This window comes from Streptomyces sp. JH34 (assembly GCF_029428875.1).
GTDB lineage: Bacteria > Actinomycetota > Actinomycetes > Streptomycetales > Streptomycetaceae > Streptomyces.
In genome coordinates this window covers 1287412-1305806 of sequence record NZ_JAJSOO010000001.1, presented here as the reverse complement: position 1 = coordinate 1305806, position 18395 = coordinate 1287412, and the positions used below count along the sequence as shown (strand labels likewise).

Genomic DNA, 18395 nt, shown 5'->3' with positions numbered 1-18395 from the left:
CCCGCAATCACGACAGCTCCACGCGGGTGCCCCTGTGAACCTTGGGAGTCAGGCAACATGACCCAGCAGTCCGTGGAACCCAGGACAGGCGCGGAGGACGCGGGCCCCGGCTCGCGTGTTTCCGCCGGACGGTCCCGGCTCGACCGGTACTTCCACATATCCGAACGCGGATCGACCGTCGCACGTGAAGTGCGCGGCGGCGTCACGACCTTCATGGCCATGGCGTACATCCTCCTGCTCAACCCGCTCATCCTCGGCGGCGAGGACGTCGACGGGCAGTTGCTCGGCCGGTCCGGGCTGATCACCGCCACGGCCCTCGCGGCGGCGGCCACCACCCTGCTGATGGGCTTCGTCGGCAAGGTGCCCCTGGCGCTCGCCGCCGGACTGAGCGTCTCCGGCGTGCTCGCTTCGCAGGTGGCTCCGGCCATGACCTGGCCGCAGGCCATGGGCATGTGTGTGGTCTACGGGCTGGTGATCTGCCTGCTCGTCGTCACCGGCCTCCGCGAAATGATCATGAACGCCATCCCGCTCGCCCTGAAGCACGGCATCACCATCGGGATCGGCCTCTTCATCGCCCTCATCGGCCTCTTCAAGGCCGGCTTCGTCCACCAGGGCACCGCGACCCCGCTGTCCCTCGGCCCCAGCGGGGAGCTCGCCGGCTGGCCGGTCCTCGTCTTCGCCGTCACCCTGCTGCTGATTTTCATGCTGCAGGCGCGCGACGTCCCCGGTGCCATCCTGATCGGCATCGTCGTCGGTACCCTGGGCGCGATCGCCGTCAACGCCGTCGGAGACGTCGACCCGAAGGCATGGAGCAGCGGCCCGCCCGAGCTGAGCGGCAGCGCGGTCTCCGCGCCCGACTTCTCGCTCTTCGGGGACGTCGAGTTCGGCGGCTGGGGCGACGTCGGTGTGATGACGGTCGGCATGATCGTCTTCACGCTCGTCCTGGCCGGCTTCTTCGACGCGATGGCCACCATCATCGGAGTCGGTACGGAGGCGAAACTCGCGGACGACAAGGGCCGCATGCCCGGCCTGTCGAAGGCACTGTTCATCGACGGCGCGGGCGGTGCCATCGGCGGTGTGGCCGGAGGCTCCGGCCAGACCGTGTTCGTCGAGTCGGCGACCGGCGTCGGCGAGGGCGCCCGTACCGGGCTCGCCTCGGTCGTCACCGGGCTCTTCTTCGCCGCCTGCCTCTTCTTCACCCCGCTCACCGCGATCGTGCCGGCCGAGGTGGCCTCCGCCGCCCTGGTCGTCATCGGCGCCATGATGATGCAGAACGCCCGGCACGTGGACTGGGCGGACCGGTCGGTCGCCGTCCCGGTCTTCCTCACCGTCGTCCTGATGCCGTTCACTTACACCATCACCACGGGTGTCGCCGCGGGCGTCATCTCGTACTCGGCCATCAAGCTCGCCCAGGGCAGGGCCCGTGAGGTCGGCGCCTTCATGTGGGTCCTGACGGTGGTCTTCGTCGTCTACTTCGCCCTCCATCCCATCGAGAGCCGGCTGGGCGTCAGCTGACGCCTGCCGCGCCCCGCACATCGGCCAGAAGGAGAAACACCATGCTGGACATCGCCGAGGAGCTCCACCGGTGGGTCGGGCAGGGCCGCTCGTTCGCCGTGGCCACCGTGGTGGCCGTCGGCGGCAGCGCGCCCCGGCAGCCGGGTGCCGCCCTCGCCGTGGACGGCGACGGCACGGCCGTCGGATCGGTCTCCGGCGGATGTGTGGAGGGCGCGGTGTACGAGCTGTGCCGGCAGGCGATCGAGGACGGCGCGACCGTCCGTGAGCGCTTCGGCTACAGCGACGACGACGCCTACGCGGTCGGCCTGACCTGCGGAGGAGTCGTCGACATCCTGGTGACCCCGGTGCGTGCGGACGACCCCGCGCGCCCGGTGTTCGCCGCCGCGTTCGCCGCCGCCGCCGGAGGCCGGGCGGCGGCGGTCGCCCGCGTCACCGAAGGGCCCGCCGAACTGCTCGGCCGGCCCCTGCTCGTCCACGCCGACGGCGCGTACGAGGGTGGGCTCGGCGGACCTGCCGGGCTCGACCGCACGGCGGCCGCCGAGGCCCGCGCGATGCTCGACGCGGGCCGCACCGGGGAGCTCGTCATCGGCGTGGAGGGCTCCCGCTGCGGCAGCCCCCTGACCCTGCTCGTCGAATCGAGCGTCCCGCCGCCCCGGATGATCGTCTTCGGGGCCATCGACTTCGCCGCCGCCCTGGTGAGGGCCGGCCGCTTCCTCGGCTACCGCGTCACCGTCTGCGACGCCCGCCCCGTCTTCGCTACCGAGGCCCGGTTCCCCGACGCCGACGAGATCGTCGTGGACTGGCCGCACCGGTACCTCGCCACCGCCGACGTGGACGCGCGGACGGTGCTCTGCGTCCTCACGCACGACGCGAAGTTCGATGTCCCGCTGCTGGAGCTGGCGTTGCGGCTGCCGGTCGCCTACGTCGGCGCGATGGGCTCCCGCCGTACCCATCTGGAGCGCAACCAGCGACTGCGCGAGGCGGGTGTCACCGAGAGCCGACTGGCCTCGCTGCACTCGCCGATCGGGCTGGACCTCGGGGCCCGTACGCCGGAGGAGACCGCGCTCTCCATCGCGGCCGAGATCGTCGCCGACCGGCGCGGTGGCACGGGGCTGCCCCTGAAGGGCGCGCACACGCCGATCCATCACGAGAGCGGTCCCGCCCTGATTCCGGTGGCCTGAAGCCGACGGCGACCGGGTCCGGCGCAGAGCCGAGGAAGTTCAGTCGATGCTCATCGGCCCATTCCGTACCGGCGCCGCCCCCGGAGGCAGCCGTCCTCACCCGGCGCGGGCCGCCTTCTCCTGTGCCTTGCGCCGTGCGACGGTGTACTGCGACCAGTCGCCCCGGTGCCGGTCGCAGCGGGAGGCGTCCTTCATCGCCAGCCGCCGGCAGCGCGTCCCCCGCTGGGTGAGTGCTCCGCACCTCGGCTGCGTACGAGCCATCTTCTGACCGCCCTCCAGGTCCTGTCGGCCGGGTGCCGACAGGACTCAGACTCGCCGGTGGGCGCCGTGCGGGGGAAGGCGTACCGGTTCCTTCCGGGTGCGCTCCGGAGCACACGGGCGGGCGCGGGGGCGGAGGGTCAGCGTCCTGACTGCAGTGCTGCCCAGGTGTCGGGGCCGACGCTGCCGTCGACCGAGAGCTTCCGCGAGCTCTGGTAGTCGCGGACCGCCTGGGCCGTGTTCGCACCGAAGGCCCCGTCGGCGGCGACGGTTCTGCCCAGCGCCGCGGTCAGTGCCCGTTGCAGCCGCTTCACCGCGTCGCCCGAGGCGCCGGTGCCCAGGGCCGGAGTGGTGCCGGCCGAGAGCAGCGCGGTCCAGGTCCTCGGGCCGACCGCGCCGTCGGCGTCGAGACCGCGCGCGGTCTGGAAGGCCCTCACGGCGTTGCCGGTGGCGGTGCCGAAGACGCCGTCCTCGGCGCCGGCCCCGTAGCCCTGCTGGTTGAGCAGCGTCTGCAGGGCCTTCACCTGGGAACCCGTCGAGCCGCTCTGCTGGGTCGTGTACGACGCGAAGCTCAGTCCGTCGGCCGAACCGGTGGCGCCTTTGACGAGCTGCATGTAGTAGGTCCAGTTCCAGTTGGCGCCCGGGTCGGTGTGGTCGTTGCCGGGTGCCTCGCTGTGCCCGATGACGTGAGAGCGGTCCTTGGGGATGCCGTACCGGTCGCACAGGTACTTCGTCAGCGCCGCCGACGAGCGGTACATCGTGTCGGTGAACCACGACGGGTCGTCGATGAAGCCCTCGTGCTCGATGCCGAGCGACGAGGCGTTGGCGCTCTTGGCGTGGTACGCGGTGTCCTTGTCGCGCACCATCTGGGTGACCTGGCCGTCCGAGGAGCGGACCACGTAGTGGGAGCTGACCTTCGAGGCCGTGTTCTGGAACCAGCTGATGGTCCCGGCGTACGAGCCCTGGGTGACGTGGACGACCACCTTGTCCACCGTCGCCGTGCGCCCCGTCGCGAAGTTGGCGGAGTTGGCGGCCACCCAGAGGCCCGGAGGGTAGTCGGGGCTCTGGGCGGTGATGTCGGCCTTCGCGAAGGGGCCCTTCTCGGGGGAGACCGGCCGGGAGGTGACCGACACCTGTTCGCCTCCCGCCACGGTGGCCCGCAGTCCCTGCGCGAGGAAGGTGTAGACGGTGTCGGCGTAGAGAGCGGCGACCGCGCCCCCGGCTCCGCTGTAGCGGGCGACGACCGGGTACCAGGCGTCGATGTCCGCCCGGTCCGCCGTGTCCAGTCCCAGTGTGTCGGCGTGGTCCCGCAGCACGGCCGCGCCGCCCAGGATGTTCGTCCCGGTGTCCTCGCGGAGGTCCGCCGTCGATTCTCCCGTCAGCGCGGAGGCCTTCTCCAGCGAGTGGTTGGCGGGGTTGCTGACGAGGTGCATCACGCCGAAGCCGTTGTCCTGGCTGGGAAGCCCGGCGTGGCCGTTCAGATGGGTCTCGCCGTAGCCGACGGCGGCGAGCAGGTCGCGCGGTACGCCGTACTCCTCGGCGGCCCGGTCGAAGGCCTGGTTCATGGACTCCGCGTCGGCGGGGGCGGCGCCTGCCGGGTGGCCGGCGACGAGAGCGGTGACGGTCAACGAGGCCAGAACGGCGGCGCGGCCTCGGGTGTGACCGGCGGGACGTCGGGGCATACCTGCTCCAGGTCTGTGGGGGAGGGAGGGGCCCTCCGGACCCGGTGGGATGGGCCGAGGGCCGCTGAGCCCGCACAGGCTATCCACCCGGCCAGAGCCGGACAATGATGCCGTCGCGTGTCCAACTACCCTTCACTCCAATGGAGTTGGGGTCTCGATCTGGACCGCCCGGGTGGGCCGTCACCCCTGGCGGAGGGTGACGGCCCACAGCTGCGGCTACCAGCGGTCCCGGTGGATCACATCGGCCACCGGACGGCGCCGGACCGGTCCGAAGTTGCCCTGCGGCCACCCCACCGGGATGGCGGCGAAGGTGTGCGTGTCCGACGGGATCCCCAGGGCCTTCTTCCACTCCTGCTCCAGCATCAGGTGCCAGATGGTCAGATTGGCCGCGAGCCCCAGCGCCCGCGCGGCGAGCAGGAGGTTCTGGACGCCCGGATAGACACAGGAGCCCTCCGCGAGCGCCTGGAAGCGCGTCTGCGTGTTCGACATGTGCTCGAGACCCGCGGGGCCGAGCGACGCGGCGTAGACCCCCAGGCCCTCCTCGTCGAACTGCGCCTCCGGGAACTTGTAACAGGGGATGATCAGGGCCGGGGTGTCCGCGAAGTGGTCGCGCTGGTACTCGATCGCCGCCACCATCCGCCCGTACGCCGCGTCGTCCATGCCCTTCGGCGCGTGCTTGCCGGTCGTCGCGAGGTAGGCGTCCACGCAGCGCTTCCAGAGCGGGGCCAGGTCCGCCATCACCGCGCGGTCGGTGACGACCACGTACTCGTACGCCTGCATGTTGCCGCCGCTCGGCCCCCAGACCGCGGCCTGTACGAGCTGGTCGAGCGTCTCGTCCGGGACGGCGTCCGGCTTGAGGCGGCGCATGGCGCGCATGGTGGCCATGGTCGGGAAGAGGGCGGGCCCGTCAGGGGCGGGGGCGTCCGAGTGCACCGTTTCGAAGGTCATGATCGCGGAGTTTACGGCTCAAGACCCGGCGCGGGGACCCCTGTTGGAGCCCCGATCCCGCCCGGCTCCGTGCCGCGCCGGCCTCCCTCCCCTCCCCGGGACCCGCGCGGGGGAGGAGAGCTGCCGTCCACGCAGGTCAGCGCCGTCGGAGCCGGACCACCGGAATGTCGCGGCCGGTCTTCGCCCGGTACGCGGCGTACCGGGGGAAGACCTCCACCAGATGCGGCCACACCCGCTCCTTCTCCTCGGGCGGGAGCGTCTCCGCGAGCGCCGGGAAACGCTCCGTGCCGACCCGGACGTCCACCTCGGGACCGGCCAGCAGGTTCAGGTACCAGAGGGGATGACTGTCCGAGCCGCCGTTCGACCCGACGACCAGGTAGTCGTCGCCGTCCCGCCCGTACATCAGCACGGTCCGGCGCCGGGCGCCGCTGCGCCGTCCCACGTAGTCCAGCAGCAGGCAGGGGACACCGAGCTGCGTGGTGCCCTTCGTCCCGCCCGACGACTCGTACAACTCGGCCTGCGCCGCCACCCATGCGGCCGGGCTGCTCCGCACCGCCCCGTCGTGCTGCTCCGTCGTCATGGCGTCCTCGTCCTCCGTCGGGCCCTCGTGTCCGTACGTCCGTACGGCCGGGCTCATGGTGTCACCCCGCCACCTCGGCGAGGCGGAATCGCACACCTGGCCGTCCCCCCTCCTCACGGGGGAACGGGGTCGGGAACCACGGCGCGGAAGGCGTATAAAGGGTCCCTCCCGAGCAGCCGGCGTCCCCGATGGCCATCTCACCCCCCACGCGGCCGGCGTCACCGCGTACCGAGAGCGGAGGAGCGTCCCATGAGCACCTCGGAAGAGATCAGCGCCTTGCTCGTCACCAGGTTCGGAACCGACCCGGCGGCCATCCGGCCCGAGGTGCCGCTCCGGCAGCTGCGGCTGGACTCGCTGGCCCTGGAGGAGCTCCGGCTCCTCATCGAGGACCGGATGGACGTCGATCTGGAGGACGTCGTCCTGTCGTCGCGTGACACGGTCGCCCATCTGGTCGCCGCCGTGCACAGCAAGGCCGGCGCGTGACGGGCCCGGGGCCGTTCGCCCGCAGGTCCGGGCGGCCGGGCATCGAGCCCTTCGGTGCCGCGGTCACCGGTGTCGGCCTGGTCACCGCCGCCGGCGTCGGGGCCGCCGAGGCGTGGCGGGGGGTGTGCGACACGAGGCTCGCCCCCTCGGTACCGCGTCTGCCGGAACTCGAGGGACTGCCCTGCGACTTCATGTACACCGTCGACGGACTGGACACGAAGGCCGTCCTGGGCGTCGCCGCGCAACGCCTGATGGACCGCTTCTCGCAGCTGGCCGTGATCGCCGCCCGTGAGGCGGTCGCGGACGCCGGGCTCGACCCCTCGGTCTGGGACAGCGGCCGCGTGGCCGTCGTCATCGGCTCGGCCCACGGCGGCCTGCCCTTCTACGACGAGCAGCACACCACCCTCACCGAGCGCGGCGTGCGCCGCGTCTCCCCGAAGCTCGCCCCGCTGAGCGTCGTCAACGGGGCGGCCAGCAGCGTCGCCATGGACCTGGGCGTGCACGGCCCGAGCCAGGCCGTGTCCACGGCCTGCTCGTCGGGCACCGTGGCCATCGGCACGGCCCACCAGATGCTCCGCACCGGCGCCTGCGACATCGTCGTCGCGGGCGGCGCCGAGTCGGTCCGCTCCCGGCTGCTGATCGCCAGCGCCTGCCAGATGCGGGCCGTGTCCACCCGCCGTGACGACCCGCTCGCCGCATGCCGCCCGTTCGACACGCACCGCGACGGGTTCGTGGTCGGCGAGGGCGCCGGCCTCCTCGTCATGGAGCGGCCCGAGCACGCGCGAGCCCGCGGCGCCACCGTCCGCGCCCGGGTCGCCGGCTACGGCGCCTCCAGCGACGCCCACTCCGCCGTCGCCCCCGATCCCGACGGCCTCGGCATCGAGCGCGCGCTGCGCACCGCCCTGGCCGACGCGGGTGTCGACGCCTCCGACATCGGCCATGTCAACGCCCACGGGACGTCGACCGTCGCCAACGACCTCATCGAGGCGACGATGCTGCGCCGCGTCCTCGGTGAACACCCCCTCGTCACCTCGACGAAGGCCATGACCGGACACACCCTGGGTGCCGCGGGCGGGATCGAGACCGCCCTGACCGTCCTCGCGCTCCAGCACCAGCTCGTCCCGCCGACCGGCAACCTCGACGCCCCCGACCCGGCGATCCCCGTCGACGTGGTGAGCAAGGAGGCCCGGCACGCTGCGTTCGACCACGCCGTCAAGACGTCGCTCGGCTTCGGCGGTCACAACGCGGCGCTCGTGCTCAGCAGGGCCTGAGGGGAAGCGAGGAGCACCGTGCCCGAGGAGATCATCCGCTCGCTGACCGTGGACGGGGTGAGGTACGGCTACCGCCTGATGCCCCGAGACCCGGCCGCCGGCGGAGCACCCGTCACCGAACCGGTGCTCGTCATCGGCGGTGCGCTGCAAGGCATGTTCGGCTGGCCCCAGATGGACGACCACCTCGGCCCCGTCGCCGACGTGGTGACCGCCGACCTCCCCGGCATGGGCTCGGCGGACCCCCTGCCGCCCGGCCCCAGCGCCCCGGTCCTGCGCGCCGCGGTCACCGGGATCCTCGACGACCTCGGTGCCTCACGGGTCAACCTCTTCGGCTTCTCCTACGGCGCGGCCATCGCCTTCGGCTGCGCGCGGCACGACCCGGGGCGCGTCGCCCGGCTCGTCCTCGGGGGCGTCCCCACCCACATCGGTGAGGACCGGCGCGCGTACTGGCTCCGGGCGACGCGGGCGCTCGCCGAGGGCGACGCGGAGGGCTTCGCGTCGATGGCCGCCGACGGGCTGATGTGTCTGGACCCGGAACGGCACGTGCACCGCAGGGAACTGGCACGGCGCTATGTGCGGCGCTCCTTCCTGCACGCGCTCGCGCACTCGGAGCACGCCGCCGACTCGCTGCGGCGGGCGCTGGAGGACCGGCCGGACTTCTCCGGCGGGCTGTCGGGCGTACCCGCGCTGGTGTTCGCCGGGGAGCACGACACGGTGACACCGCCCGAGCTGCAGCGTGAGTTCGCCGCGACGATCGAGGGGAGCCGCTTCCTCACCCTCCCGGAGTCCGACCACTGGGTCGTGCTGGAGCGGTCCGACGAGGTCGCCGCCCTCGTGACCCGCTTCCTCACGGACCAGCCCGTCGGCCCGGGCACGGTCGCCCGGCTACCGCACCAGGCACAGGGCACCCGGGCCGGTCAGGACTCCCGGGCCACGCGTGGCGAGGGCGGCGGTCGGAGCGAGGGCGGCGTGCGGGGTATGGCGGTCGGTCCAGGGGGATCCACACCCGCATCGTCCACACCCGCATCGCCCCCGCTCCCCGGTTCGCCCACACCGCGTACGGCACCGCTGTGAGCTCCCCCGCCCGTCACCACCGTGACACCGCCGAGCAGCCCGGGGCGGTGCTCCGCCTCGAGAGCGGTGCTCGCGTCGAGGAGCACCTCATCCAGCCGTCCCAGAGACGCACGGCCGTCTCCCGCAGCCCGGCGTCCCCCGTCTCGGCGGCGAGATCGGTGACCCCGGCCGACGGGTACAGTCGGCGCACCGCGTGCCCGGTGACGGTCCGTGCCTCACGCACGGGGACGTGGTCCTGCCGGTAGCCCGCGCCGGGGAAGCTCTTACCGCCGTCGACCGGCAGGCCGTGGCCCCGCCGGTCGACGAGGTACGAGGCCAGGGCCGGCCAGCGCCGTTCCCCCGTCTCCCGGTACAGCTCGACCGGCGCGGTCTCGATCTCAGGCTGCCCGCAGACCCCGTCGGCGGTCATGCGGGGGAGGGTAGCGATACGGACCGCGGTCCGGGTGGCGACCCCGGCCGGGGCCGCCACCCGGGAGGGTCAGTGCCGGTGGCCCTTCCCCTTCACGTCGATCCGTACGATCTGCGGGTCGTGGTCGCTCGCCTGGTCGGCGAACTCGGCGTTGATGTGCACCACGTCGTAGTCGAAGCGGCTGACGGCGGGGCTGGTCAGGATGTGGTCCAGCGTCTGCGAGTTGCCGTCGTAGACGTAGCTGTACTGCTCACCCACGGGCAGTGTGGTGATCAGCGGCCGCAGGACCTTGCCGGCGGTCAGCGTCTGCACGGTGGGGGAGAAGGCGAAGTCGTTCAGGTCGCCGAGCGTGACGACCCGGGCCGACTTGTCCGCCTTCAGCAGCGAGGTGACGAAGGTGTTGACCTCCGCCGCCTGCCGGACCCGCTGTGTCTCCGAGCCGCGCGCCGGCTCCTGGTAGCGGCCGTGCAGGGACTGGTCGCCGCCCTTGGACGCGAAGTGGTTGGCGATGACGAAGACCGACTCGCCGCGGAAGCGGAACTCGCCCACCAGCGGCTTGCGGCTGCTGTCCCAGGCCGTGCTCGTGGGGTTGATCCGGCCGGGGGAGACGGAGAGCGTGGCGCCCTTCTTCGTCTTCACCGCCTTCACCGCCGTGGTCGCGTCGCCGCCCGCGCGGTCCACGAAGTCGACCCGGTCGGGGTTGAAGAGGAAGACGTTACGGATGTTGCCACCAGGCTCGCCGCCGTCCCGGCCGTCCTCGGGGGCCACGTAGCGCCACGAGTAGCGGGGGCCGCCCGCCGCGACGATCGCGTCGGTGAAGCGGTTCAGGGTCGCCTCGGAACCCACGGTGCCGTCGTTCACCGCGCCGTTGTCGTCCTGGATCTCCTCCAGGGACACGACGTCCGGGGACGACAGGCTGACGGCCACACCGTGGGCGAGCGTGTCGAACTTCTCCTGCGCGTCGTTCGCGTCGAGGTTCTCGACGTTGTAGGTGGCGACGGCGAGTTCCTTGCGCTTCTGCTTCCGCGTCACCTCGCGTTCCAGGCCGTTGTCCTTCAGCGTGCCCAGCTCGGTGGCCTGCACGTTGTAGCCGCCGTACGACGCGTAGTCGACGACACCCGTGGTGGAGCCGGACAGCACGTCGCCGACGTTCGCGTCCGGGACGGGCCGCGCCGCGTCCAGCGACATCACCTTGAGGCGGCCGGTGTTCTGGTCCTCGTAGGAGGAGTACAGGGTCCCGCCGCGCCGGGTGGGGTTCTCCCGCGGCTTCACCGTCACCCAGACCTCGTCGTACGCGGTCGTCGCACCCGTCACCCGGGTGTCGGCCATCGTGACGCGGGTGCCCTCGAGGGACTCGTAGAGATCGAGGGCGTACGCAGACGGGTCGAGGGCGAGGCCCTCGACCGAACCGCCGCCCGCCGTCGGCACATAGGCGTCGGGCACCGAGGAGGAGTCGAGGACGACGGCCGCCGGCAGGGCGTTGCCCGAGGACAGGACCGTGGTCAGCGGGGCGGTGATCTGGGTGAGTGACTGGGCGCCGGTGGCCGGGTAGTACTCGGCGACCTTGCCGCTGACCAGCACCGAGTCGCCGACGGCGACCGTGGGAGCGGTGGAACCGGTGTACACGAACACGCCCTCGCCGGTGCGCGGGTCGGCGTCCGGCGCGGTGTCCTGGATCCAGAAGCCGCGCGATCCGCTGGTCCGTACGCCGGTGACGACGCCCGGGACCCCGGTGACCTGCTGTCCGGCGAGCGGGGAGAGACGGGTCGTGCCCTGGATGTCGTGCACGCGCACCGTGCCGGGCTCCGTCGGGCCGCCGGGCTCGCCCGGTCCGGACCCGCCGGAGGTCTCACCGGCGGCGTTGACGGGTGTCGGGGTGCCCGCGGTCAGGTCGGCGGCGTTGTCGTCGGTGTCGGCGAGTGCCGCACCGCGCGCCACGGAGGCGGTGGCAGAGGCGCCCGTGACGGCACCGCTGCCCTCCCGCACGACGGCGGAGCCGTAGCCGACGAGGTCGACGATCCGGGTGTCGACGGCACAGTCCGCAGCGGTCCTGCAGGTCAGCGGCGTGGTGCCGGAGACGAGCGCGACGGTGCCGCTCGACGCGGACATCGCGACCGTGCCGGTCGCGTCGGCGGCCGGGAGGGCCACCGTGCCGCCGGTACCCGCGGCCTGGGCCACGAGGTAGCGGCCGCCCGGCGCGACGGAGCCGGACAGCTCGGAGACCTGCCACAGCGATCCGGCGGAAGGGGTGCCCGGCAGGTACTGGACGCTGAAGCCCGACAGGCCGAAGGCGCTCGGGCCGCCGTTGGCCAGCTCGATGTAGTCACGGGTGAGCGTCGCGCCGGAGTTGCCCCCACCGCCGTACACCTCGGAGATGACGGCCGACGACGACGGTGCCGCGAAGGCGGCGGGCAGCGCGGTCACGGAGAGGGTCACGGCGACGGCGCCGGCCAGCAGGGCGGAGCCGGGTCTGGCTATGTGCACGGGAACTGCCCCCAAAAGTGTAGTGAGGGGCCAAAAACTATGCGCGTAGACCCGTCGTGGCAAGAGACCGGAGGTTAATTCCCGGCGTCATTACCCCGCTCCCGCCCCCCAGTTCGGCCCGGACCCGACCCGGCCCCGTCCACCACCAGCCGTCGCGCACCGCCACGCGTCGCGGGTACCCCCGCGCGCGGCGCCCTCGACGGCCTGCGGAGGCCCGAGGACCATCGGGGGCACCGGGGCCGAGCAGGGACGTTTCCCTGAGGTCCCGCAGAGGTCCCGCCGAGGTGACGGCGCCGGGTCGTGACTCCTCCCACAGGTACGCGGGACCGGACGGCACGTCGCAGTCCGTCCACGCGCGGTCATGGACGCTGCGGCCCCGCGGGACCCCCGCCACGGCCCGCCCGAAGCCGCGCCCGGTGTTCCTGACCGACCGCCACTAGGACCTGAGTACGGGAAACGCCGCCAGCGAGAACGAGTGCCCGGCCGGGTCGTTGTAGACCCGGACGTCACGCGCACCGCCGTTGCTGTCCCCCGTGTCCACGGGCCGTGCGCCGAGACCTATCGCCTCGCGCTCGGCCTCGTCCATGTCCTCGGGGCTCACCAGGATGCGCAGATGCGCCTGCAGGGAGTCCTCCGGGCGTGGCCAGCTCGGCGGCGCGTAGCCGTGGTCGCGGCGGACGGCCAGGTGCACACCGGTGTTCCCGACGATCTCGACGAAGTCCGGATCGCTGCCGATCCGCGTCTCCGCGTCGAGGAGGTTCGCATAGAAGTCCGCGAGCTCGATCGGCTCGGCGCAGTCAAGGACCAGCACACTCGTTTTACCGACAGTCATGCCCCATCGCTACCCCCGATGGGGCACGGCACGCCGGAACGAAACCGTCCGCCTCCGACGGGCGCGCCCCCCGGCCGCACGGCGCGCCCGGGAGGAGGACCGGACGGACGCGAACTAGGGTGCGGACCATGGCAGAGAGCACGGAGCACGAGGCCACGGGCAAGCCCGGCCCCGGCCCCTCCGACCCCCGTCGCTGGCGTGCACTCGCCGTCTGTCTGGTGGCGGGCTTCATGACGCTGCTGGACGTCTCCATCGTCAATGTGGCCCTGCCGTCCATCAAGGAGGGCCTCGACACCCCGGAGTCCGACCTCCAGTGGGTGCTGTCCGGCTACGCGCTCGCCTTCGGCCTCGTCCTCGTCCCCGGCGGGCGCCTCGGCGACGCACGGGGCCGGCGCGCGGTGTTCATGGCGGGGCTCGTCCTCTTCACCCTGGCCTCCGCGGCCTGCGGGGCCGCCCAGTCCAGCCTCTGGCTCGTCATCGCCCGGCTCCTCCAGGGGGCGGCGGGCGGGCTGCTCTCGCCCCAGATCTCCGCGCTGATCCAGCAGATGTTCTCCGGACGCGAGCGTGGACGGGCCTTCGGCATGTTCGGCACCGTGGTCGGCATCTCCACCGCCGTCGGACCGCTCCTGGGCGGCCTCCTGATCCAGGTGGCGGGGGCGCAGGAGGGATGGCGCTGGGTGTTCTACGTCAACCTGCCGATCGGGATCGTCTGCCTCCTGCTCGCCCGGCGCCTGCTCCCCGACACACCGTCGGCGAGCCGGGTGCGCCCACGCGACCTGGACCCCGTCGGCGTCCTGCTGCTCGGGGCGGGCGTCCTCGCGCTGCTGCTTCCGTTCGTCCAGGCCCAGCAGTGGCCCGGCGACGGGAAGTGGCTGCTCGTGGCGGTGGCCGCGGTCCTGCTGACCGCGTTCGTCGCCTGGGAGGCCCGCTGCGCGCGAAGGGACGTCCAGCCGGTGCTGAACCTCTCACTCTTCCGGCTCAGGTCCTTCTGGCTGGGCTGTCTGATGATCCTGCTGTACTTCGCCGGCTTCACCTCGATCTTCTTCATCAGCACGCTCTACCTCCAGTCCGGCCTGCACTACAGCGCCCTGGAGGCAGGACTCGCCATCACGCCCTTCGCCCTGGGGGCGGGCGCGTCGGCGACCATCGGCGGCCGGCTCGTCGGCCGTTTCGGACGGCCCCTCATCGTCGTGGGACTCACCATGGTGACCGTCGGACTGGGACTCACCGCACTGGCCGCACACCTGGTGCCGGGCAGGGGCGCCGGACTCGCGATGGCGGCCCCCCTGCTGCTGGCCGGCCTGGGGAGCGGTCTCGTCATCGCACCCAACCAGACCCTCACCCTGTCCGAGGTGCCGGTCGGCAACGCGGGCAGCGCGGGCGGAACCCTCCAGACCAGCCAGCGCGTCGGCTCGTCCATCGGGATCGCCGCCGTCGGCTCGGTCTTCTTCGCACGGCTGGGCCCCGGTGACTGGGCGGCGGCCTACGACCACGGGCTCCTCGTGTCCGTCGCGTTCGTCCTCGCGGGCCTGATCGTGGCCCTCGCGGACGTCGCGGCGGGCAGGCGGGGAAGAAGAAGTCCCGATACGTCCGAAGCCACCGACGCCCTGAGGAGGACACCATGAGCGACACCGAGGGCCAGGACGGAAACCGCTCGTACGGCCACAAACCCTTCAAGCGCTCCCGCAGCCACTTCGCCGACCGCGTCACCGCGGACGGCCGCGACGGCTGGCCCGTCGAGGCAGGGCGCTACCGCCTGGTGGTCAGCCGGGCCTGCCCCTGGGCGAGCAGGGCCCTGATCTCACGCCGGCTGCTCGGCCTGGAACCAGCGCTCTCCCTGGCCGTCGCCGACCCCGTCCAGGACGACCGCAGCTGGCGCTTCACCCTCGACGAGGGCGGCAAGGACCCGGTGCTCGGAATCGGTTACCTCAGTGAGGCCTACGACGCACGGGAGCGCGGCTACCCCGGCGGGGTCAGCGTGCCCGCGATCGTCGACGTACCCACCCGTGCCCTGGTGACGAACGACTACCAGCAGATCACGCTGGACCTGGCCACCGAATGGTCCGCCCTGCACCGCCCCGGGGCCCCCGACCTCTACCCGGAGCGGCTGCGCGACGAGATCGACAGCGTGATGGACGGCGTCTACAGGGACGTCAACAACGGGGTCTACCGTGCGGGGTTCGCCTCCGGGCAGGGCGAGTACGAGGCCGCGTACGTCGACGTGTTCCGCCGCCTCGACCTGGTCTCCGAACGCCTCGCCGGTCAGCGCTACCTGGTCGGGGACACGATCACCGAGGCGGACATCCGGCTGTTCACCACCCTGGTGCGCTTCGACGCGGTCTACCACGGGCACTTCAAGTGCAACCGCGCGAAACTGGCCGAGGACCCCGTCCTGTGGGCGTACGTCCGCGACCTCTACCAGACCCCCGGCTTCGGCGACACCGTCGACTTCGACCACATCAAGCGGCACTACTACCAGGTGCACACCGGGATCAACCCGACCGGCATCGTGCCGCTCGGACCCGACCTGACGGGCTGGCTCACCCCGCACCACCGGGAGCAGCTGGGCGGACGGCCGTTCGGCGACGGCACCCCGCCGGGCCCGGTGCCGCCGGGCGAGGAGGTCCCGGCGCGCGGGCGCCCCTGACCGGTTCAGTCCACCGGCGACGGCGCCGCCCGCGCCGTCGCCAGCGGGGAGCGCGCCAGGACGACACAGCCGACGGTGATCAGAGCCACTCCGGTCAGCTGGGGCAGCAGCCACCACCCGGTCCTCAGCTCCTCACCGAACAGCGTCACCCCGTAGGTGATGCTGATCAGCGCGTCCCCGAGCGTCAGCATCGGCTGCACCGCCACCAGCGAACCGGCCTGCAACGCGTTCTGGAGGAGGAACAGCGCACCCACGCCGGCGGCCGCGGTGGCGTAGAGCTGCCAGGCCGTCAGCAGACCGACCGCGCCGTCGGAGTCCAGCCGCGACATGGCGTCCTTCATCAGTGCGGCGGTCAGCGCGTAACCGCAGGCCGCGGCCAGACCCAGCAGCGCGGCCCGGGCGTTGCCCGAGGTACCGAGAGCCGCCGCGATCAGCACGGCCTCGAAGGCGCCCGTCGCCACCAGGGCGGGGACCCAAAGCATCCCGTCCACGTCCTCGCTGCCGCCGACCGGCGCGGCGGCCGCCATGCCGAGGGCCAGGCCCACCGTCACCGCGGCCACCCCGTACCAGACCTGGCGCGTCACCCCGACCCTCATGACGAACCCGGCGACCACCAGGGCCGCGGGCAGCTCGATGACGAAGATCGGCTGGACCACCGCGATGGGGCCGGTCGCCAGCGCGACGGCCTGGCAGACCGCCGCGACGATCACGAGCCCGATCCCGGCGAGCCACACCTTCTGCCGCAGCAGATGACCGATCAGTGACAGGCGCATCGCCTTGCCGTCGGGCGCGTCGAGGGCGGCGCGGCGCTGCAGCACCGAGGCGGTGCCGTTGCTGAGAGCGGTCAGGACGGCGAACAGGACACTGATCACCGCCCCATCATGGGGGCCGGAGCCGTCCCGCCCGCGGCGCCGCGGACCGTGGGGGTGTCGCCCGTACCGGGGACCGTGCCGCGTGGCCCGCGTACGCTGCGGGCCATGACCGCCAAGAACACTCCTGTGCTCTCCACCCGTGCGCTCAACAGGGCAACACTGGAGCGGCAGTTGCTGCTGCGTCGGGCCGCCGTCCCGGTGAAGGACGTGGTCGGCCGGCTGGTCGGCCTGCAGGCCCAGAACACCAGGCCTCCGTACTTCCAGCTGTTCTCCCGGCTGGAAGGCTTCGACCCGGCCGCGCTCTCGGCGCTGATGGAGTCGCGCGAGGTGGTCAGGATCGTCACCCTCCGCTCCACCATCCACACCCACACCGCCGAGGACGCCCTCACCCTGCGCCCCCTCGTCCAGCCGGCGCGGGACCGGGAACTGCGCATGTTCCGGAGCGGGCTCACGGGTGTGGACCTGGACCGCCTCGCCTCGCTCTCCAGGGAACTGGTCGAGGAACGGCCGCGCACCATGAAGGAGTTGCGGGAGGAACTGCTCGTCCACTGGCCCGACGCGGACCCCCGCGCACTCGCCGTCGCCGCCCGGTGCCGGCTGCCTCTGGTCCAGGTCACCCCGCGCGGGCTCTGGGGGCGCAGCGGGCAGGTCGCCCTGACGACCGCCGAGCACTGGCTGGAGCGGTCCCCGCAGCCGGCGGCCACGCCCGACGCCACCGTGCTGCGCTACCTCGGGGCATTCGGACCGGCCTCGGTGAAGGACATGCAGACGTGGGCCGGGCTCACCCGGATGCGCGAGGTGTTCGAACGCCTGCGCCCCCGGCTCGTCACCTTCCGCGACGAGAACGGCGTCGAGCTCTTCGACCTGCCGGACGCCCCGCGCCCCGACCCCGGGACGCCTGCCCCGGCGCGCTTCCTCCCCGAGTTCGACAACCTCCTGCTCGGTCACGCCGACCGGACCCGGGTGATCCCGCCCGCCCTCAAGGGGCGCAACGGCATGGGAAACCAGTCCTACGGGACGGTCCTGGCCGACGGGTTCCTGGCCGCGCTCTGGCGTCTCGACGAGACCGGCGACACCGCGACCGTCACCGTCCAGGCGCTGGGGCGTCCCGACCGGGCCACCCGGGAGGAGATCACCCAGGAGGCCGTGGGCCTGCTGACGGTGATGTCCTCCCTGCCGGCGCACGACGTCCGCTTCGGCACGTTCGTCGACTTCGGTGACTGAGGCGCCCCGGCCCGGGCCGGCGGGCCGGCGCGGGACCGCCTACGGCAACAGCCCCGCGCGGCGCGCCGCCACCACCGCCTCCAGCCGGGTGTGCGCCCCCAGCTTCCGCATCGCCGAGCGCAGATAGCTCTTCACCGTCTCCGGACGCAGCCCCAGCCGTTCGGCAGCCGCGGCGTTCGTCGAGCCCGACGCGACGCAGGCGACGACATCCACCTCGCGGGGCGCCAGCCGTACCCGCCCTGTCGCGGGTTCCCGGTGCGCCCCCGTGGCCGACGCGAGCCGTCCGCACACCGCGAGCAGTTCGTCGCGCAGCGCCGGGTCCGTGATCCTCGGGGCCAGGGCGCGCAGCTCGCGATGCGCCTCCCGCACGTCCTCCCAGGTGCCGGGAACCGTGCCCGGATCACCGATCTGCTCCCGGGTGGCCGCCAGGAGCCGCTGCACCTCGTCCCGGACGGCCAGTGCCTGCTCCACGTCCCGGGCCGCCGAGGCCGCCACGTCGAACGCGCGGTCCCCGAGGGTGAGCGGCTCGCGCAGCGCTCCGTACAGCACACCGCGCACCGTCCGGCGCACGACGACGGGCACCGCGACGACCGAGCGGAGGCCCTCCGCCGCGACGGCGGTGTCGTACTCGTGGCTGATGTGGCGCGACGAGGTGTAGTCCGATACCGCGCACGGCCGGGACAGGGCGATGGCCTTGCCGCCGAGCCCGCTCCCCGCCGAGATGACGAGCCCGCGCAGTGCCGGGGTCCGCGCGCCGCTGAGCTCGGCGATCCGGGCGTGCCGGGCGTCGGACAGCAGCCCGCCGAAGACCACCGGCAGCCCGCTCGTCCGCCGCAGCCTGAGCAGGGCCGTCCGCAGTTCGGTCGCCTCGCCCGATTCCGGCACGCCGATGACTCCCCGCTCCTGTCGGCCCACCCCCGTCCGGGGGTGGTGAG

General features: G+C 72.8%; 16 protein-coding genes and 2 pseudogenes. 8 read left to right on the top strand and 10 right to left on the bottom strand.

Annotation, left to right across the window (positions count from 1 at the left end; genetic code table 11):
* Positions 1-57 precede the first annotated feature (57 nt).
* A complete protein-coding gene (locus LWJ43_RS05795) occupies positions 58-1515 on the top strand; it encodes an NCS2 family permease (protein ID WP_277331208.1) in 1458 nt (485 codons plus the stop codon).
* A 41-nt stretch (positions 1516-1556) separates the two neighbouring features.
* Positions 1557-2696, top strand: a complete 1140-nt coding sequence (locus LWJ43_RS05790) for an XdhC family protein (protein ID WP_277331207.1) — start codon at positions 1557-1559, stop codon at positions 2694-2696.
* A gap of 96 nt (positions 2697-2792) precedes the next feature.
* On the opposite strand, the gene LWJ43_RS05785 is transcribed toward LWJ43_RS05790, so the two are convergent.
* The 4 genes from LWJ43_RS05785 to LWJ43_RS05770 form a co-directional block, all read right to left on the bottom strand.
* Positions 2793-2957, bottom strand: a complete 165-nt coding sequence (locus tag LWJ43_RS05785; RefSeq protein ID WP_277331206.1) for a hypothetical protein — start codon at positions 2955-2957, stop codon at positions 2793-2795.
* 137 nt (positions 2958-3094) lie between these two features.
* Positions 3095-4636: a peptidoglycan-binding protein gene (locus LWJ43_RS05780; RefSeq protein WP_277331205.1), complete on the bottom strand. Its 1542-nt coding sequence runs from the start codon at positions 4634-4636 to the stop codon at positions 3095-3097.
* A gap of 216 nt (positions 4637-4852) precedes the next feature.
* Positions 4853-5584, bottom strand: coding sequence for a nitroreductase family protein (locus LWJ43_RS05775; protein WP_277331204.1), 732 nt, complete (start codon positions 5582-5584; stop codon positions 4853-4855).
* Between the two features lie 136 nt (positions 5585-5720).
* Positions 5721-6164 (bottom strand): nitroreductase family deazaflavin-dependent oxidoreductase, encoded by a 444-nt coding sequence (locus tag LWJ43_RS05770; RefSeq protein ID WP_277335820.1) that lies wholly within the window; start codon positions 6162-6164, stop codon positions 5721-5723.
* Between the two features lie 249 nt (positions 6165-6413).
* Here LWJ43_RS05770 and LWJ43_RS05765 point away from each other — a divergent pair, with 249 nt between their 5' ends.
* The 3 genes and pseudogenes from LWJ43_RS05765 to LWJ43_RS05755 form a co-directional block, all read left to right on the top strand.
* The gene (locus tag LWJ43_RS05765) at positions 6414-6647 is read left to right on the top strand and encodes an acyl carrier protein (RefSeq protein ID WP_277331203.1); all 234 of its coding nucleotides are present in this window, start codon (positions 6414-6416) and stop codon (positions 6645-6647) included.
* Positions 6644-7918 (top strand): beta-ketoacyl-[acyl-carrier-protein] synthase family protein, encoded by a 1275-nt coding sequence (locus tag LWJ43_RS05760; RefSeq protein WP_277331202.1) that lies wholly within the window; start codon positions 6644-6646, stop codon positions 7916-7918. The genes LWJ43_RS05765 and LWJ43_RS05760 overlap by 4 nt, the downstream gene beginning before the upstream one ends.
* Before the next feature lie 18 nt (positions 7919-7936).
* Positions 7937-8839: pseudogene (locus LWJ43_RS05755) on the top strand (alpha/beta fold hydrolase); the annotation flags it as partial.
* Here the strand turns inward: LWJ43_RS05755 and LWJ43_RS33030 are convergent.
* The 4 genes and pseudogenes from LWJ43_RS33030 to LWJ43_RS05740 all read right to left on the bottom strand — a co-directional run bounded on the left by LWJ43_RS33030 (position 8766) and on the right by LWJ43_RS05740 (position 12717).
* On the bottom strand, positions 8766-8972 hold the full coding sequence (locus tag LWJ43_RS33030) for a hypothetical protein (RefSeq protein WP_462100939.1): 207 nt from the start codon (positions 8970-8972) through the stop codon (positions 8766-8768). The pseudogene LWJ43_RS05755 and the gene LWJ43_RS33030 overlap by 74 nt on opposite strands.
* Before the next feature lie 117 nt (positions 8973-9089).
* Positions 9090-9428 (bottom strand): annotated as a pseudogene (locus tag LWJ43_RS05750) (beta-L-arabinofuranosidase domain-containing protein); the annotation flags it as partial.
* Positions 9429-9470: 42 nt separating this feature from the next.
* Positions 9471-11885, bottom strand: a complete 2415-nt coding sequence (locus LWJ43_RS05745; RefSeq protein ID WP_277331200.1) for an endonuclease/exonuclease/phosphatase family protein — start codon at positions 11883-11885, stop codon at positions 9471-9473.
* 436 nt (positions 11886-12321) lie between these two features.
* Positions 12322-12717, bottom strand: a complete 396-nt coding sequence (locus LWJ43_RS05740; RefSeq protein WP_277331199.1) for a VOC family protein — start codon at positions 12715-12717, stop codon at positions 12322-12324.
* Positions 12718-12845: 128 nt separating this feature from the next.
* Between LWJ43_RS05740 and LWJ43_RS05735 the strand changes: the two genes are divergently transcribed.
* Both LWJ43_RS05735 and LWJ43_RS05730 read left to right on the top strand, forming a co-directional pair.
* The gene (locus tag LWJ43_RS05735; RefSeq protein WP_277331198.1) at positions 12846-14342 is read left to right on the top strand and encodes an MFS transporter; all 1497 of its coding nucleotides are present in this window, start codon (positions 12846-12848) and stop codon (positions 14340-14342) included.
* Entirely contained in the window at positions 14339-15364 is a 1026-nt protein-coding gene (locus LWJ43_RS05730) for a glutathione S-transferase family protein (protein WP_277331197.1), read from the top strand. The genes LWJ43_RS05735 and LWJ43_RS05730 overlap by 4 nt, the downstream gene beginning before the upstream one ends.
* 5 nt (positions 15365-15369) lie before the next feature.
* On the opposite strand, the gene LWJ43_RS05725 is transcribed toward LWJ43_RS05730, so the two are convergent.
* Entirely contained in the window at positions 15370-16236 is an 867-nt protein-coding gene (locus LWJ43_RS05725) for a DMT family transporter (protein WP_277331196.1), read from the bottom strand.
* 105 nt (positions 16237-16341) lie between these two features.
* Between LWJ43_RS05725 and LWJ43_RS05720 the strand changes: the two genes are divergently transcribed.
* On the top strand, positions 16342-17460 hold the full coding sequence (locus LWJ43_RS05720; RefSeq protein WP_277331195.1) for a winged helix DNA-binding domain-containing protein: 1119 nt from the start codon (positions 16342-16344) through the stop codon (positions 17458-17460).
* Between the two features lie 39 nt (positions 17461-17499).
* Here LWJ43_RS05720 and LWJ43_RS05715 read toward each other — a convergent pair whose 3' ends face one another.
* A complete protein-coding gene (locus tag LWJ43_RS05715; RefSeq protein WP_277331194.1) occupies positions 17500-18345 on the bottom strand; it encodes a response regulator transcription factor in 846 nt (281 codons plus the stop codon).
* Between the last annotated feature and the right edge of the window lie 50 nt (positions 18346-18395).